Origin of the sequence: Bradyrhizobium liaoningense, from assembly GCF_018130825.1 — a bacterium.
Taxonomy (GTDB): domain Bacteria; phylum Pseudomonadota; class Alphaproteobacteria; order Rhizobiales; family Xanthobacteraceae; genus Bradyrhizobium; species Bradyrhizobium liaoningense_B.
Genome location: NZ_JAFCJS010000011.1, coordinates 151,908 through 169,533 on the forward strand (window position 1 = coordinate 151,908; position 17,626 = coordinate 169,533).

8 protein-coding genes are annotated in these 17,626 nt (G+C 66.4%); 3 read left to right on the forward strand and 5 right to left on the reverse strand.

Going from position 1 to position 17,626, the window contains the following annotated elements:
* Window positions 1-10: 10 nt before the first annotated feature.
* Window positions 11-1,573 carry a L,D-transpeptidase gene (locus tag JQ603_RS34485; RefSeq protein WP_212346948.1) on the reverse strand — a complete coding sequence of 521 codons (1,563 nt, stop codon included), beginning with the start codon at window positions 1,571-1,573 and terminating at the stop codon, window positions 11-13.
* 288 nt (window positions 1,574-1,861) lie between these two features.
* Entirely contained in the window at window positions 1,862-3,298 is a 1,437-nt protein-coding gene (locus tag JQ603_RS34490; RefSeq protein WP_212346951.1) for a lipopolysaccharide biosynthesis protein, read from the reverse strand.
* Between the two features lie 262 nt (window positions 3,299-3,560).
* Here JQ603_RS34490 and JQ603_RS34495 point away from each other — a divergent pair, with 262 nt between their 5' ends.
* The gene (locus JQ603_RS34495; RefSeq protein WP_212346953.1) at window positions 3,561-4,649 is read left to right on the forward strand and encodes a glycosyltransferase; all 1,089 of its coding nucleotides are present in this window, start codon (window positions 3,561-3,563) and stop codon (window positions 4,647-4,649) included.
* Window positions 4,646-5,713, forward strand: coding sequence for an endo-1,4-beta-xylanase (locus JQ603_RS34500; protein WP_212346955.1), 1,068 nt, complete (start codon window positions 4,646-4,648; stop codon window positions 5,711-5,713). The genes JQ603_RS34495 and JQ603_RS34500 overlap by 4 nt, the downstream gene beginning before the upstream one ends.
* A 21-nt stretch (window positions 5,714-5,734) precedes the next feature.
* On the opposite strand, the gene JQ603_RS34505 is transcribed toward JQ603_RS34500, so the two are convergent.
* From JQ603_RS34505 to JQ603_RS34515, 3 genes are all read right to left on the reverse strand, one after another.
* Window positions 5,735-6,685 carry a DUF6492 family protein gene (locus tag JQ603_RS34505; protein ID WP_212346957.1) on the reverse strand — a complete coding sequence of 317 codons (951 nt, stop codon included), beginning with the start codon at window positions 6,683-6,685 and terminating at the stop codon, window positions 5,735-5,737.
* Window positions 6,686-6,779: 94 nt separating this feature from the next.
* On the reverse strand, window positions 6,780-7,574 hold the full coding sequence (locus tag JQ603_RS34510) for a protein-L-isoaspartate O-methyltransferase family protein (protein WP_212346959.1): 795 nt from the start codon (window positions 7,572-7,574) through the stop codon (window positions 6,780-6,782).
* Window positions 7,571-11,038, reverse strand: coding sequence for an ATP-binding protein (locus JQ603_RS34515; RefSeq protein WP_212346961.1), 3,468 nt, complete (start codon window positions 11,036-11,038; stop codon window positions 7,571-7,573). The genes JQ603_RS34510 and JQ603_RS34515 overlap by 4 nt, the downstream gene beginning before the upstream one ends.
* 136 nt (window positions 11,039-11,174) lie before the next feature.
* Between JQ603_RS34515 and JQ603_RS34520 the strand changes: the two genes are divergently transcribed.
* Window positions 11,175-17,615 carry a non-ribosomal peptide synthetase gene (locus tag JQ603_RS34520; protein WP_212346963.1) on the forward strand — a complete coding sequence of 2,147 codons (6,441 nt, stop codon included), beginning with the start codon at window positions 11,175-11,177 and terminating at the stop codon, window positions 17,613-17,615.
* The last annotated feature ends 11 nt before the right edge of the window (window positions 17,616-17,626 follow it).

Sequence of the window (17,626 nt, forward strand, 5' to 3'; positions counted from 1 at the left end):
GGCCGCGCGCTTACCACCAGCTCCGCTGCATCGGCTGCGTCGATTGATAATACGGATACTGGCCGCGCTGTCGGCGCGGATTGACCGGTTGCGCGTACGGATCGCGCTGCTGGAAGAAGAAGCCGAAATTGTTGCCGCCATTGTCCCAGCCGTCGTCGCTGGCAATGTCCATCGATGGCGCGGTCGGCTTGCGCGTGATGAAACCGCCCTGGGGATGGTTGCTCAGCACCGCGACGAACTCGGTGCGGTAATTGGTCTCGCTGCTCAGCGGCTCGTCCGAGATAATGATCGAGGAGCGCGGCAGTGCGGTCGGCCCAATGCGATCCCACACCTCCTGCGGAATGGTGATGCGGTCGAGCGCTGTCTTGGCGTCGTCGCCGCTTTCGATCGTGACCACGCTCCAGCGCAGGCCCGTGTCGGTCTTCGCCATCGCCGTGAAGATGTGCGTGCCGAGCGGCTGGTCGGGATTGCGGATCGTGACGGGGACCTCGATGCTGGTGTCGAACACCTCGCCGCCGCCGTCCGGCGCCGGCTTGTGCGTGTTCCGCCGCACATAAAGCTTCTGCGTCGAGCGGCTGATATAGACCGAGACCGGCTCGAGCGCGAGCTTGGCGTCGGTCGCCGCCTTCACCGCGTCGGCCTTTTTGGTGGCTGCAATCTTCGCAGCCTCCTTCGTAGCCGCGACGGCGTCGCGCTTCGGCTGCGCGGCGGCCTTGGCGGCATCGAGCTGCGTCGTTGCATCCGCGGCCTTGGCGGCCGCCTTCTGCTTCAGCTCCTCGGCCTTGGCGCGGGCCTGATCGGTCTTTGCATTCGCAAGCGTCTTGTCGGCGAAGGCGAGCTCGGCGTCGGCGCGGGCCTTCTGCTGCTCCAGCTTGCGCAGCGATTGCGGAAGCGAGGCCGCCTCTTTGGCGGCCGCGGCAGCGGCCTTCTTGGTCTCGTCGGCGGCCCGTGTGGCTTCCTCGGCTTCGGCCGAGAGCTTGTCGATACGGCCCGGCGCCGCCGCAATGGCCTCCCGCTTCGGCACGAACAGCGAGGGATGGGTGAAATCGACCGGCGCCGCGTCGTTCGGCGAGATGATCACGCGCATGCCGATATTGGTCTTGTCGAACAGGTTCTCGGCAAAGCCGAACGGCATGCGCACGCAGCCATGCGAGGCGGCATAGCCCGGCAGTGGCCCGCCATGCAGCGCGATGCCGTTCCAGGTGATGCGCTGCATGTTCGGCATCCAGGCATCGTCATACATGGTCGAGCGGTGGTCCTTGTCCTTCTCGACGATGGCGAAGATGCCGGCCGGCGTCTCGCGCCCGGTGGTGCCGGTCGAGACCGGCGCGCGCATGATCCAGCCGTCGGCGTCGTAAAAGGTGACCTGCTGGCTCTTGATCGACACGATCGCCATGATCGGCTCGCCGGCCTCGCGCTGCGCCACCGCCTCAGCCGCCTGGCGCGCCTGCTTGGCTGCGGACGCCGGGCCCAGCGTCGCGAATGCGACCATCGCCGCCAGCGTCACAATCCCGGGAGGCCGCCAACGCCGCATCGCCACGGTGGATTGCGCCGTTGTCATCAGGTTTTTCATGCCATCCTCGGTCGAACTGCCAGTCCGCGCGTGCCGGTCAAATGTCAGTTTGCGATCTCTGAATTAAGAAATCACAGCCGCCATACGTTCCGTCTGTGGCGAGATTCGGCACGATCCGGCGGTAAATCTCTCATATACGACGGCCCGCACGGGCGGAAGGGCGGCTTGCGGCCGGGGCTGGTCCGGAGCTGGCGGTCCACGCTGCGGCAGAATGTCCGGGGCCCGCCGGTGGTTGCAGCCGGCCCGGCCTGACGTCAGGGCGGCGAAACCCCGCCGGACAGAGGCGCGCTACACGCCCAACGCCTTCCGGTTGAAGGTCCTGAGGACACGGAGCGAGAGCGTGCGCACGTTGGCGACGTTGAGCAGCCAGGCCGCTGCCGCATAAGCGAGCCCGCCGGCAAGGCTCACGATGATCAGCGCGACGAGGCCGGTGCCACTGGCCTGCGAGCGCGCGACCAGGATCGCAGCCGCCATCACCGCTGCGGAGACGGCCACGCCGGCGAGGCGGCCCGCGTCGAACGGCACGGGATGGGCGCGGTGCATCAGGACGACCGCAACGACGAAGCCGATCACCTCGGTCGCGAGCGTCGCCAGCGCGGCGCCATAGATCCCGTAGCCCGAAACCAGCGCGAACATCAGCACGACGCTCACCGCCAGCGTGAGGAAGGACTGCGCCGCCAGCATGAAGGGACGCTCGGCGAGCTGAAAACTGATCTGGACGTAGAACTGGTTGGCGATGCCGAAGAAACGGGCAAGCACCAGGGTCGGCAGCAGCGCCGACACGCCGGCACGGAAATCGACGCCCACGAGCGTGCCCGCAACCTGGTCGGTGGCGAGCGCCAGCCAGATCGCGACGGGTGCGACGACGACGAGCAGCAGCTCGAGGCTCTCGGTCAGCCGCTCGCGCGTGACTTCATTGTTGTTCTCCGACAGCGACCGGAACACCAGGGGCACGGTCGCAGCGGCAACGCTGGAGGCGATCATCACCATGAACTGGCGCGGCAGGTCGGCGGCAACGCCGAAGATGCCGGCGGCGTCCTTGCCGAGGAGATAGGCGACGATAAGACGGTCGCAGCTCGAATACAGCGCGACCGAAAGTCCGGCCAGCGTCAGCGGCAGGCCATAACGCGCGAGCTGCATGAACTGGCTGCGCTGGAAGCGCGCAATCCTGGTGCGGTCGCCGACAAGATTAAGAATGATGCCGGTGAGTGATCCCAGGCCAAACGCCGCCAGCAGGCCGATGCCGCCCCAACCGAGCCAGATGCCGACGAGGCCGAAGCCGACGCTCGCGACGCTGCGCACGATCGAGATCGCGGCGAACCGATAGGGACGCAGCTTGGCGCGCTCGAATTCCTGGCCGACGTCGACCGCATTGGCCATGATCGCGACGAACATGCTGGCGAGCAGCAGCTCGACGCTGACATCGCTGCGGAACAGGAACACGAGCGGCGTGGTGGCACAAAGCACTGCGACCGTGAGCCCAAAGGCGACCATCGCCGTGCCGCGAAAATCCACCTCCGCCGACATGGCCTGATAGCGCGACACCGACAGCTTGATCCAGGCAAAGAAAATCGCGCCGAGAATGCCGGCTAGGCTGATTCCGACGACATAGACGCCGTATTCCGCCGGGTTCAGGAGCCGCGTGTAGGCGGTAACCGCGAAGAAGCCCACCGCCGCCGGCAGGATGTAGGCCACGAGGTAAATGGAGAAATGGCGATTCAACATGCGAGCACGGGACCGGCGGCGCCTTGAGGATTAACGGAGCGTTAAAACAGTTGGCCTTTGCTGCGGCCATCGCATTGCGCCGCCAGCGCCGGTCAAGATAGTCGCATAAGCCTGCAAATCGGATCGCGAATGAAACGTGTCAGCGGTTATCGCGCGTTAGCGTTAAATTTGCCCTGTCCTTGTAGGAACCGGCGGGATCACTGAAAAGAAGCAATGATATCAAAAGGTCGCCCGACCCATCCGATGCGTGGAAGTGACTGACATGGACGTTGCCGAACGAATGCGGGCGCACCCGACCTCCCGGCCGCATGGCGGCACCGACGCGCCGCTCGTTCCGGCGGATTTCGGCATGCAAAAGCGCGACAGGATGGTCCTCAATCTTTTCTTTGAAGAGCGGGACGACCGTTGGTTTCCCGGAGACCGCCACGTCCGGCCGTTGCTGCGGCGCCTGGTCAAGGGCGAGTCCTTCATCAGCGGACAGCGGCGCGTCCTCCTCAATCTGTGCGCGGGTCTCGATCGGCTCGGCATCCGCTACCGCGTCAACGACTATCGCTACATCCAGAAGCACCCCGAGGAGCTCGCCTGCGTCATCGGACGACCGTTCGTGCTCGACTGGTTCAAGTGGAAGAACCCGCTCCTGCTCGGGGTCGCCATGTATGACCACCCGGTCGATGCACCGGAGCGCCTGAACGACCTGCAGGTGAAGCGCGTCCTGGTGCCCTGTAAATGGTACGCCGACATGTTCCGCCCGCACTGGCCCCATGTCGACGCCTGGCCCGTCGGCATCGACACCGACCTGTGGACGCCGACGCCGGCCGACCGCAAGAGCGTGGACGTGCTGCTCTATGACAAGGTCCGCTGGGATTACGAGCGATACGAGCCCGAACTGATCGAACCGATCCGCAGGCATCTCGAGGCCAGCGGCCGCACGGTCGAGGTGATCCGCTACGGTCACTACAAGGAAGACGGCTACAAGGCGGCGCTGGCGCGTTGCCGCAGCATGATCTTTCTGTGCGAGCATGAGAGCCAGGGCATCGCATGCCAGCAGGCGCTGTCGAGCGGCGTTCCCGTCTTTGCGTGGGATCGCGGCGGGCCGTGGCAGGATCCGAAGTATTTTCCGCACAAGGTGCGGTACGAAGGCGGCGTCTCGTCCGTGCCTTATTTCGACGCACGCTGCGGCATGACCTTCACCGATGCGGCCGGCTTCACCTCCGGCTGGAGCGAGTTCTGGTCGCATGTGAGCGCCGGCGACTTCGCGCCGAGCGACTATGTGACCGAAAATCTGACGCTCGAGAAGGGCGCGCTTCACTATTACGAGATCGCCGAAGCCGTAATGCAGAACCACGCGTGACCAAGCTCGACAGACGCCAATTTCTCCTCGGCAGCGCTGCGACTCTCGCGGCGGGCGCCTCTGCATCAGCATTACCAGCCTCGAAGCTCGCCCAGCGTCGTCCGGGCTTTGGTGCGGCGGCCACGCTCTGGGACCTGCAAGCCGATCCCAGGCTCGGCGAGGCCATCAGCACCTATTGCACACAGGTGGTGCCGGTGCTCGAGCTGAAATGGCCGATGCTGCGGCCGGACGCGCACACCTTTGCCTTCGAGCGCGCCGATGCCATCCTCGATTTCGCGCGAGCGAACGATCTGACGATGCGCGGACACGCGCTCGCCTGGTATCACGACATTCCGGACTGGACCAAGCAGATCAAGGATGCCAAGGGCGTCGAGCGCGCCTATCTCGACCACATCGGCACCGTCGTGTCCTACTACAGGGACAAGCTGACGTCGTGGGACGTCGTCAACGAGCCGATCCCGGACAATCCCAAGGGGATCACCGACCGGCGCGATACGTTCTGGACGCAGCATCTCGGCAAGAACTGGATTCCGCTGGCGTTCCGCACGGCGGCCGCGGCGGATCCTTTCGTCAAGCTCGCGATCAACGAATACGACATCGAGTCGGCCAAGGACTCCTTCATCGCCAAGCGCGCAGCCTATCGCAACCTGATCATGGAGCTGCTCGACCAGGGCGTTCCGCTGCATGCCGTGGGACTGCAATCGCATCTGCATGCCGAGCTCGAGATCGACACGCACGGGCTCGCCGAATTCGTCACCGAGCTGCGCTCCTGGGGCCTCGAGGTGCTCGTCACCGAGCTCGACGTCGACGACCAGAAGCTGGCGGGTGGTCCCGCCGAGCGCGACGCCATCGTCGCCAAGCGCGTCGACGACCTGCTGACGGCCGTCTCGGCCAGCGGACCGGTGCGCTCGATCCTGACCTGGGGCCTCTCGGATCGCTACAGCTGGATCAACGGCACCTTCGCCCGCAAGGACAAGCAGCCGAACCGTCCGCTGCCGCTCGACGGCGAATTCAAGCCAAAACCGTTCATGGACGTCATCAGCAAGTTCACGAAGAACGCCTGAAGCCTAGTATGTCCTGAAAGGCTAGCGTGTCCTGGGCGTCTCGAAGGCGAGCGTGTCTCCGATCTGATCGGGAGCCAGGCTCGGACTGCGCCTGTCAGCCGAGTTCAGCCTGAAGACGTCGCGGATGTCCTCGATCGAGGTCGAGGAATAGGACTGGATGCAGAGCGCGACCTGCTCGGGGGAAGCTGCGCGCATCATCGCTTCGATCGCCGGGCGGTCGAGGCGGGTGTCGTCCCAGTGCGACACCGCGATGCTGTCTTCCGTCACCCGGTGTGCCGCAAGATGCTCCGGCGAACTGGCGACGAAGTTGCCGTAAAGCAGATACTCCGAAAACTTCTTCTTCCGGCACAGCGCCAGGGCCCAGCTCAGGCCCGTTGCCGACTTTATGGCGTCCGTCATCGCACGCGCAGTGTCCTTGTCCCAGACCAGCGCGTTGCCGACATAATCGTCCGCCGGGAACGCGCGCTCCTTGACGCCGAGAAGCTGATCCACGGTGCGCAGCCACAGCACGTGCAAGGGGTGGTCGGCGTCGATCCCCTTGCGCGTGACGAAGAGCGGCGTCTTCTCGCCGCCGGCATACCGGCCGACGTCGAATTCGCGGAAGAACAGATTGTCCGAATCCAGGATGCAGACGCGCTGCTCGGGCGCGCTGAGGACGCCGGCGATCTTCAGGATCTGCTGGATGTGCCAGCCGTGCACGGGCGACGATAGCAGCGACAGCCAGACGCGCCGCTTGCTGATGAACTGCAGCGCCGGCGGCAGCGCGAACAGCCATTTCGGCAGGTAGCGCGAGGCCGGAACGATGACGCGCTTGTCGGACGCGAAGCGCTCGAACAGCGGGACGTCCTCATCGTTAACGAGAACATAATGCCGCGTGTATCCCGTCAGCCACGTGTCGATGCTCTCGCTGAGCAGCGAAAAGCGTTCGATATCCTTGGCATAGCTCGCAGTCAGCAGGGCAACGGAATGCATGGGCGCGCTCGGATGGCGGTCAGGCCGCACTCATAGCCGCACTGCGAGATGCTGGAAACTCACAAACGGAATCAAGGTAAAATGAAACGAAGAATTAGCCATCCGACGGCAGCCCCTGCTCGAGCCCGCGAAAGCGCAGCGGTGCCAGGGCGGCGGCGCGCTGCCACCAGTCGGCGACGCGGTCGTCGAGCGCGGTCACGCCGCGGCCCTGGCCAGGGAAGATCCTGATCTGCTGCACCGCCTCGGCCTCGAAGCCCTTCGCCCGCCGCGTAATCTTGATCACCGCACCTTCGCGATCGCGCTGGGTCAGCGGGACCAGGAGGCGGCCGCGCGGGCGCAGCGCCTGGAGCCAGAGTGGATGCGGGTGCGGGAAGCCGGCATGCACGATGATCACGTCGGCGACTTCACCGATCAGATCACGTCCATCACTATGGTCCACATCGACATTGGCATAGGCGTGAAGGAAACTTGCCGCGCGGGATGCCAGACGCTCGTCGCATTCGATCGCATGCACGCGGCCCTTCGGGCCGACCAGCTTCGACAGCACCGCCGAGAAATAGCCGAGCCCGCAGCCGATCTGGAGCACGCGGTCCCCCTCCTTGATGTCGAGGACGTCGATCAGATGCGCCCACAGGCTCGGCAGTCCGGTGTCGAGCTTACGGCGCGCGTCGATCGCGACCAGCACATTGTCGTAGAGGTGAACGGGATCGGCATCCGGCGTCAGCCGGTAGCTGCGTGCCGCCTCGCTCTTGATGCGCCAAGGGCCTCTGGCCAGAAAATCCTCGCGCGGAACGGTGGCGAGCGCGTCGATCAGACGCTTGGAGGAAATCCGCTCGCGCCTGGCGATCAACTCCACATAGCGCGCACGCGCGGCGGCAAGATCGCTCATTTCGCCGCGTCAGCCTGTTCACGAACGGGCGCGTCCGCATCGAGCTCGTTGACCAGCTGCATCGCCTGCTTGAGGTCCGGCGTGTAAAAACCCTCGCTGAACCTGCCCACGATCGGCACGAGCAGGAGACGTGCGTGCTCACGCTTGCCGGCTTGATGCGACAGCCGTGCCAGGCTGACGGCGGTGCGAAGCTCCCAGGACAGCGCGCCCTGCTTGCGCGCGGTCTCCAGCGACAGGCCGAACAAATCCTCGGCCTCCTGCACCGATGCCGGATCGCCGTCCGACAGCGTGATCTCGCCCTGCAGGCGGTAGACTTCGGCAAGATAGGAATGATCACCGGTCCGCCGCGCGGTCGCGAGCGCGCCGTCCAGCGCGCGCAAGGCGGCATCGCGCATCCCGACCTTGGCATAGGCTTCGGCGAGCAGGCAGCGGAACCAGCAGCCGGCGAGCCAGGAATCCATCGCCTCGTATTCGTCGAGGCCGAGGCGCATCTGGCTGAGACCCTCGTCGGCCTCGCCGAGCTGCGTCAGCGCCCAGCCGCGCAGGATCGCGGCCTGCTGCTTCCAGTGCAGGAAATTGTGCTCGGTGGCGATGATCATGGCGCGGTTGGCGTAGTCGCGCGTGCCCTCGACGTCGCGCAGATGCTGGCAGAGATAGGCGCCGAACACGAGCGCGAAGGCGAGCGTGAAAGGATGGCGAATCTTCTCGGCATTGGCGATCGCCTGCTCGCTGTGCTGGCGCGCCGCGTCGGGCCGGCCGAGGAACCAGAGCAGATAGCCGAGATAGGACAGCGAGACGACGCCGGGATCGGTGCCGTGCCGCACCATCAGATCGGAATGCAGATCGGGGCTGTAGAGATTGATGCAGCGATGCAGATGGTGCTGCGAGGCGGCAAAGCGACCGCGATAGAGCATGGTCATCGCGATCGAACGGTGCGCCTCGATCAGATAGCCGGTCTGCTGCGCCGGCTGCGACCGCTCGTTCAGCCGCTCGCGCTTGGCGAATTTCAGGAGCTCGACGCTGAGATCGTGCGCGCGGGTGAGATCGGCACGGATGAAGTGACACACCCACAGGCCGCGGGTCGCGGCGAAGGCCTTCTCGTCGTCGTCGAGCTGCTGGCCGAGCTCGAGCGCGCGCATGTAGTTCTCCTCGACCTCCTGCACCGCATAGCCCTTGGCCGCGATCAGCACGTTGCCGAGCGCGATGCGCAGCTCGAGCTCCATCTCGTCGGCGCCCTGCATGCGCGCATTGGCCTGCACGACGCTCAAGCCGCGGCGCAGATGGCCGATCGCCTCCAGATTGGCGCCGCTCCTGGCCGCCTGCTTGCCGGCCTTGAGCCAGAAGCTGGCGGCGCCCTCGCTCTGGCCTGACTCGGTGAGATGATGGGCCAGCAGCTCCGGCTCGCGATCGGTCTTCTCCGGATACATCTCGCTAAGCACCTGCGCGATACGCGCATGCAGCTTGCGGCGCTCGCTGTGCAGGAGGCTCGCATGCGCGGCGTTCTGGATCATCACGTGCTTGAACGAGTAGAGTGCGTCCGGCGGATGGCCACGCCGCATGACCAGCCCGGCCCCCTCCAGATGGTTGAGCGCGGCCTCGATCTGCTCCGCCGGCGTGTTGGCGACGGCCTGGAGCGTCTCGTAGGAGAACTCGCGGCCGATGGTGGCGCCGATCTGCGCGATCCGCTTGAACGGGCCCATCCGGTCGAGCCGCGCCATCAGCGAGTCCGTCAGCGTTGCCGGGATCGCCAGCTGCCGCCACGGCCCCGACAGCACGTAGCGTCCGTGCCGCTCGGTCAGGAGATTGGATTCCAGAACGGTCTTGGTGAGCTCTTCCAGGAACAGCGGCACGCCGTCGGTCTTGACGATGATCTCCTCGACGACCTCCTTCGGCAGCTCCCGTCCGGCAACGCGCTCGACCAGCGTCGTGCGCAGCTGCCGGCTCAGGCGGTTCAGAACCAGCGTGGTGATGTGCGAATGCGCGTTCCAGCTCGGCTGGAATTCGGAGCGCGCGGTGATGATGACCAGGATCGGCCGGTTCTGCACCCGGTCGACCAGAAGGTCGATCACTTCACGCGAGGTCGGGTCGATCCAGTGCAGATCCTCGAACGCGATCACCAGGGGCATCTCGCGCGCAAGGCCGAGGAAGTGGCCGACCAGCGCCGCGACGGTCGCATCCTTCTGCTGCTGCGGCGACAGGTCGAGCGGCGGATAGCGATCGCCGGTCGGAATCGACAGCAGCGCGGCGAACAGCGGCGTGACCTGCTCGATGTCGCCATGGGCGGCGGCGATCGCGGTCTCCAGGCTCGCCAGCGACAACGCGGAGGCATCCTCGCGGTCGAGGCCGAGGGAAAATTTGAGCTGCTCGGCGAACGGATAGAACGCGGTGGAGGTGTAGTAGGGCGAGCACTGGAACGAGACCTGCGCATGCCGGTCGCCCGATATCCGCTCGAAGATTTCCTGGATGATGCGCGACTTGCCGATGCCGGGTTCGCCGAACTTGACCACGACCTGCCCGTCGCCACCCTTGGCCTGCTGCCAGCGGCCCATCAGCAGCGCAATCTCCTCCTCGCGGTTGACGAGCGGCGTCAGCCGCGCGCCCATCGCGGCGGCGAAGCGGGTCTCCACCCGCGAGGCGCGCACCACGTGCCAGGCTTGCGCCTTCTCCGAGATACCCTTCAGCGCATGGACACCGAGATTGCGGTAGTCGAACTTCCCCTTCAGCAGCGACTGCGTCGAGGCGGAGATCACGACGCCGTTGGGCGGCGCCAGGGCTTGCAGCCGCGCGGCGAGATTGACGGTTTCACCGACCGCGGAGTCGCGCTCTTCGGTGCCCTGCCCGACGAGATCGCCGACCACGACGAGGCCGGTCGCGATCCCGATGCGGACGGCGGGCGAATGGCTGAGCGCACCGCGCGGCTCGATCGCGCGCGCGGTCGACAGCACCCGCACGATCTCGAGCCCCGCACGCACCGCGCGCTCGGCGTCGTCCTCATGTGCGGTCGGATAGCCGAAATAGACGAGGATGCCGTCGCCGACGAAACGGGCGGCAAAGCCCTCGTAGTGCTTGACCACGCGGACGCAGGTCTCGCGGAAGCTCGCGATCATGTCGCGCACGTCTTCCGGATCGAACTGCACCGAGAGCGAGGTGGAATCGACCATGTCGCAGAACATGGTGGTGAGCTGGCGCCGTTCGGCTCCGACCTCCGCCCGAGTCTGCGGGCCTGCCGCGGCCGGCGGCTCCGCCGTTTCAGCCTGGAATAGCGCCGCCATCGCCCGTTGGAGCCGCTTGCGATCGCCAAGCGGCAATCCGAGCTCGACCAGATCGGATTCGGTGAGATCGCCCAGGACGTCGAGATCGAGGCGGTGCTGTGCGAACAGATCGGAATAGTGACCGAGGCCGACGCCCTCGAGCCAGCGCTTCAACCCGCCTTCCGTTGCCGTGCCCGGCTCATTCTCCAGCATGGTGATTCTGCCCGACCTTCACTCCGTCGAAGGGCTTTGGGGCCCCTCAACCACAGATTTCGGGGCCCGAACTTCACCTCAGACTGGACGCGTTCCCTAACTCTTGGGAAGAATAGCCCAATCAGATCAAAAGGGAATGGCATTGTCGGACATTGCATCCGCAGCGGGATCGGTCGGCGCGAGCCTGGAAACGAAGACCTTTTCTCATATCGGCGGCCTTCTCGACTTCTACGCCCGCAGGAGTCCTGCGGCGCCCGCCCTGCTCGCCCCTGGCCGGCCGGCTCTCACCTATGGCGCGCTTGGCGAGCGGACACAGAATCTCGTGCGTACGCTGCGCGGGCTCGGCATTGCGTCCGCCGACAGGATTGCCGTTGCGCTGCCGCGCGGGGCCGACAGCGCGCTGGCGCTGATCGCGGTTGCCTCAAGCTGTGCCTGCATCCCCGTCAATCCCGACCTGACGGCGGACGAGCTGCAACGTTATTTCAGCGAATTGAAGCTGACGGCGCTCGTCACCCGCGCCGACATGAACTCACCGAGCCGTGATGTCGCCAAGGCGCTCGGTATCGCGGTGATCGATTTCGTGCCGGGTCCGAAAGACGATCTCGGCGGCTGCACGTTCATGGGCCCGGCCGTCGGGCCGGCGAGCACGAGCGGCGCCTCGCGCGGCGACAACGATGCCTTCATCCTGCTGACGTCGGGCACGGCGGCGCGGCCGAAAATGGTGCCGCTGACGCATCGCAATGTGTGCCTCTCTGCCTTTAATGCAGGCCGCGTGCTGTCGCTCACATCCCATGATCGCCTGCTCAACGTCCTGCCGCTGTTTCATGCCCATGGCTTGATCTCCGGCCTTCTGACCGCGCTCGCCGCGGGCTCCAGCGTGATCTGCACCGACGGCTTCGACGCCTTGTCCTTCTTCGGCTGGATGCGGGAGCTGCAGCCGACCTGGTACACGGCGGTGCCGACCATTCATCGCGCGCTGCTGACGGCGGCGGAATCCGACCCGGCCCGCGTCCGGGCCTCGTCGCTGCGCGTGATCCGCTCCGCCTCGGCCTCGCTTGCCCCTGCGATCCTTTCCGGACTGGAGGCGACGTTTGGCGTTCCCGTGCTCGAGACCTACGGCATGACGGAAGCGGCCTCGCAGATCGCGGCCAATCCGTTCGAGCTGCGCAAGGTCGGATCGGTCGGCCGCGCCGCGGGCCCCGAGATCGCGATCATGGACGAGACGGGCCGTGCGCTCGCGAATGGCGAGCACGGCGAAATCGTGCTGCGCGGCGCCAACATGACGCGTGGCTACTATAACGACGAGGCGGCGACAGAGGCCGCGTTCCGCAACGGCTGGTTCCGGACCGGCGATCTCGGCTATCTCGACACCGACGGCTATCTCTTCATCGTCGGCCGCATCAAGGACGTCATCAACCGCGGTGGGCAGAAGGTCTCGCCGCTCGAGGTGGAGGACGTGCTGCTCGGCCATCCCGCGGTGCTGGAGGCCGGCGTGTTCGCCGTCCCGCACGCCAAGCTCGGCGAGAACGTCGCCGCCGTCGTGGTGCTGCGACCGAATTCCGAGGCGAGCTCGGACCAGCTACGCCAGTTCGCGCGAAAGCGCCTTGCCGCGTACAAGGTGCCGAGCCTGATCCGCAGCGTGGCCGCGCTGCCGAAGGGCGCCAGCGGCAAGGTCAAGCGCAACGCGCTGGCCGGGTTGATCGCGGAGACGTCGGATGCCGGCGAGACGCGCCTGCCGCGCAATGCGCTGGAGACTCAGCTCGCGGAGATTTGGGCCGGCTTGCTGGAGCTGCCGCAGGTCGGCATCGATCAGGACGTCTTCGCGCTCGGCGCGGACTCGCTCGCGGTGACGCAGATGCGCTCGCGCCTGCGCGAACGCTTCAGCGTCGACTTCTCGTTCGAGGACATTTTCGATTGCGCCACGGTCGCCGCGCTTGCGGCCCGGCTGGAGACTGCAGCAACCCGTCGCGATGCGCTACCGGCCTGGCGCCAGGCCGCAGCGGCGACAGCGGATGCGCCGCTGTCGTTCCAGCAGCAGCGGATGTATCTGCTCTCGCGACTCGACCCCACCCGTTACAATTACAACGTCGTCGAAGTCGCGATGCTCAAAGGCCCGGTCGACGGCGCCGCGCTTTCTGCGGGCCTCACCGCGATCTGCGCGCGTCACGAGGCGCTGCGCTCGGTGTTCGTCGAACGGCAGGGCGAGCCGGTGCAGCGCGTGCTGCAATCCCCGCCGCGGTTCGAGCGGATCAAGCTCAAGCCCTGCCCCGCGGACAAGCGGTCGGCACTCATCCGGCGTGAGGCGCTCAAGCTCGCGCAATACACGTTCGATCTGGCGCACGAGCCGCCGCTGAAGGTCACATTGCTGTCGTTCGACAGATCCAGCCACGCGCTCGTCGTCAACGTGCATCACCTCGTCACCGACGGCTGGTCGCAGCGGTTGTTCTGGGAGGAGCTCGCCGCCCATTATGCCGCGGCACACAAGAAGGACGTGGCGGCGCTGCCCTCGCCCGCCTTCCAGTATCGCGACTTCGCGCTCTGGCAGCAGGGCTGGGCGCAGACGCCGGCGGCGAAGGAGCAGCTCGATTACTGGCGGGCGCAGCTCGACGGCGTCACCACGCTGCCGCTGCGGACCGACCGGTCGCGGCCGGAGGTCTGGAGCGGTCATGGCGCCCGTCACTATTTCGAGTTCTCCAAAATCCTCTCGGGCAGCGTCCGCGCGCTGAGCCAGGCCCAGGGCGTCACGCCCTTCATGACCCTGCTCGCGGCGTTCCAGTGCCTGATGTTCCGACACACTGGTCACGAGGATGTAGCGACCGGATCGCTGATCGCCAACCGCAACCAGATCGAGAGCGAGCGCCTGATCGGGCTGTTCGCCAACACCCTGATCCTGCGCAACGATTTTGGCGGCGATCCGAGCTTCGGCGAGATGTTGCGGCGGGTGCGTCAGGTGACGCTCGATGCCTATCGCAACCAGGATCTTGCGATCGAGGAGGTGCTGCGCGCGCTGCAGGTCGCGCGAAGGACGGACGGCAATCCTCTGTTCCGGATCATGTTCATCCTGCAGAACGCCTCGATCGAGGCGGCGCGCTTCACCGGCCTGTCGACCCGGCGGCTGGAGGTGGACCCGAAAGTGGCGCGCTTCGACATCACGCTCGAGCTGGTCGAGGCCGACGGGCGCTTCACCGGCTTCTTCGAATACGCCACCGATCTGTTCGACGCGGCAACGATCGAAGGCATGGCCGCGCAGTTCAAGACGCTGCTCAAGGCCGTCATCGCCGATCCGGAACAACGCATCTCGCGCCTTCCGCTGCTGACTGAGGCCGAACGCCGGCAGCTGCTGGCGAAAGGCCACGGCGTTCCCGCCAACTTCGCCATGCGCGGCAATCTCTGCGAACGCTTCGAGCGCCAGGCGAAGAAGACGCCGAACGCGATCGCAGTGTCGGACGGTGGCGCATCCCTGAGCTATCGCGAGCTGGCGCGCCGCAGCCAGGCGATCGCGCGCTGGCTCCTGCGCGAGGGTGTCGGGCCCGAGACGGTGGTCGCCCTGCTCGCCGAGCGCGGCCCCGATCTGCTTGCCGCCATGATCGCGGTGCAGCGCGTGGGCGCGGCCTTCCTGAATCTCGATCCGGACCAACCGACTGCGCGGCTCGCGACCATCCTCGGATCGAGCTGCGCCCGCGTGCTGCTGACCGGACGCGCCCAATCGACCATGGTCGAGGCGCTGCTCGAGCCCTTGGTCGAGCGCATCCAGGTGGCCGAAATCGACGACACCATCGCGCCAGGGGCGACCAAACCGGCCCGCGCCGCGCGACGCGCGGCATCGAGCCTTGCCTATCTCATCTATACGTCGGGTTCCTCCGGCGCGCCGAAGGGCGTCATGATCGAGCAGCGCGGCCTGTCGAACCATCTGGCGTCGCTGATTGCCGAGCTGAAGCTGTCGCCTAGGGACGTGATCGCGCAGACCGCGCCGCAGAGTTTTGTCATTTCTGTCTGGCAGTTCCTCGCAGGCCCCATGGTCGGCGCGCGCGTCCATGTCTGCGGCACCGCGACCGTGCAGGACCCGATCCTACTCGCGCGGGAAATCGAGCGCGAAGACATCACGGTGCTGGAAATCGTGCCCTCGCTGGTCCGTGTGATCCTCGACCACATGGACGAGGCACAGGTCCGGCGCGCCTTCGCGAAGTTGCGGCTCCTGATCTCGACCGGCGAGCCGCTGCCGGTCGATCTCTGCCGCGCCTGGTTCGCCCGCTGCCCGAAAGTGCCGCTGATCAATGCCTATGGCGCCTCGGAATGTTCCGACGACGTCTCGCTGCATCGTCTGACCAGGGCGCCGGCGATCGCGACGGGCAACGTTCCGGTCGGCGCGCCGCTGCCGAACACCCAGCTCTACGTGCTCGACGCCAACCTCCAGCCGCAGCCGGTCGGCGTGACCGGCGAGCTCTGCATCGGCGGCGCCGGCGTCGGCCGCTTCTATGTCAACGATCCCGCGCAGAGCCGGCAGCGTTTCCTGCCCGATCCGTTTTCGCGCCAGGCCGGCGGCCGGCTGTACCGCACCGGCGACCTCGCCCGCCGCCGCGCCGATGGCACGATCGAATGCCTCGGCCGCGCCGACCATCAGGTCAAGGTCCGCGGCTACCGCATCGAGCTCAAGGAGATCGAGACCACGCTTGCCGACCATCCTGACGTGCGCGCCGGCATCGTCGAACCGCGCCGCGAGGCCGGTGGCGATGTCAGGCTGATCGCCCATATCGTCGCCACGCCCGACAGCCGGGTCAGCGCCAGTGAACTGCGCGAATTTTTGAAGAGCCGGCTGCCCGGCCATGCCATTCCGTCCGCCTTCCTGTTCCTGGACCGGATGCCGCTCAATGCCCATGGCAAGATCGATCGCTCCGCGCTGCTGGCGCCCGCGTTGCCGGAAACGACCGATCCGGATGCCGCCGTGCCGGCGCGGCGTTTCACCGAAAAGGTGCTTTCCGACATCTGGAGCGACCTGCTGAAGGTCGAGAGCCTTGGAGTGACAGACAATTTCTTCGATCTCGGCGGCCATTCGCTGCTGGCCGGCCAGGCGATGGCACGCGTCGCCCGTGCGCTCGGTGTGTCGCTGCCGATCAAGACCATTTTCGAGGCGCCGACGGTCGAAGAGCTTGCCCGTCGGGTCGACGAGGCCGTGGCAGCGAAATCGCACAAGCCTGCCGCAAGCGTGTCGCGGCTGGTCGAAAGCGGGTCGCCAACGCTCTCGATCGCGCAGGACCAGATGATTCGGATCGAGCAGAACCTGCCGGGGCTGCCGCTGTTCAACCTGCCCTTTGCCTTCCGGCTCGCTGGCCCGCTCGATCCGGCCATCCTCGGGCAAGCATTCGGCGACATCGTACGTCGCCACGAATCGCTGCGGACCGGTTTCGGCTGGAACGGCGAAGAGCCCGTCAGCCGCATTGCCACACCCAGCGAGCTCGGGCCCGTCCTCACCGTCGAGCTCATCGGCGACGGGCGGGTGCACAACAACAAGCGGCGCAGGGCGCTCGAGCTCAGGAAGATCGATCTCCTGATCGAGCAGGAAACCTATACCCCGTTCGACATCGCGCGGCCGCCGCTGCTGCGGGCGCGGCTGTTGCGGCTCCATGCCGACGACCACGTGCTGTTGCTGACGCTGCATCATGCCATTGCCGATGGCTGGTCGATCGGCGTGCTGTTCGAGGAATTGTCGAGCCGCTATGCGGCACTGGCCGGGCACCCCGCGGCGCCGCTACTGAGGCCGCCGCCGGCCTTTTCGGATGTCGCGCGCTGGCAGCGCTGGTGGTGCAGCACCGACGCCGCCCGCCGCCAGGCCGCCGACTGGACGGAGAATTTGCGCGGCGCCGCTCCGATCTTCGAGGGCGAAGCGAGCTCCGGCGTATCCACCGGACGCCATCCGCTCGGGCTCGAGCCCGATCTGATCGCACGACTCACCGCATTCGCCGGTCAGCACAACGGCACACTGTTCATGTGCCTGCTGACCGGCCTGAAGGCCCTGCTGCTGGCGCGGACCAGCCGCACCGACATCTCGGTCGCCACCGCCATGGCCAATCGCGCCCAGCCGGACACCGACGGGATCGTCGGCCCGTTCGAGAACACGGTGATCGTCCGCACGACGATCACGCCGGATCTGTCGTTCGCGCAGGCGCTGAGCCGGGTGCGCCAGAGCGTGCTCGATGCGCATGCGCGGCAGGAATTGCCGTTCAGCATGCTGGCCGACCATCTGGAGCGGGAGGGGATCGACCCGGCCGCGCTGCTCCAGGTTTATTTCACGCTGCAGAATCCGCTGCGCCAGCCGTTCGATCTGCCGGAGATTGCGGTGCAATCGATCGGAAACGTCGCGCGCGAGGGCCAGCCGGTGCTGCCGATCGACCAGACCTGGCTGTCGCTGATGCTGAAGGAGCGCCCGACCGGAATCACCGGTTCATGCAATTACAAGCGCGATCTGCTCGACGGCGACACCGTCCGCACATGGATGGCGAATTTCGTCGCGCTGCTGGAGGCGGCCGTCGACCAACCCGGCACACCACTCGGCCAATTGCTCGCGCGCAAGGCGGCATGACCGGCCGTACA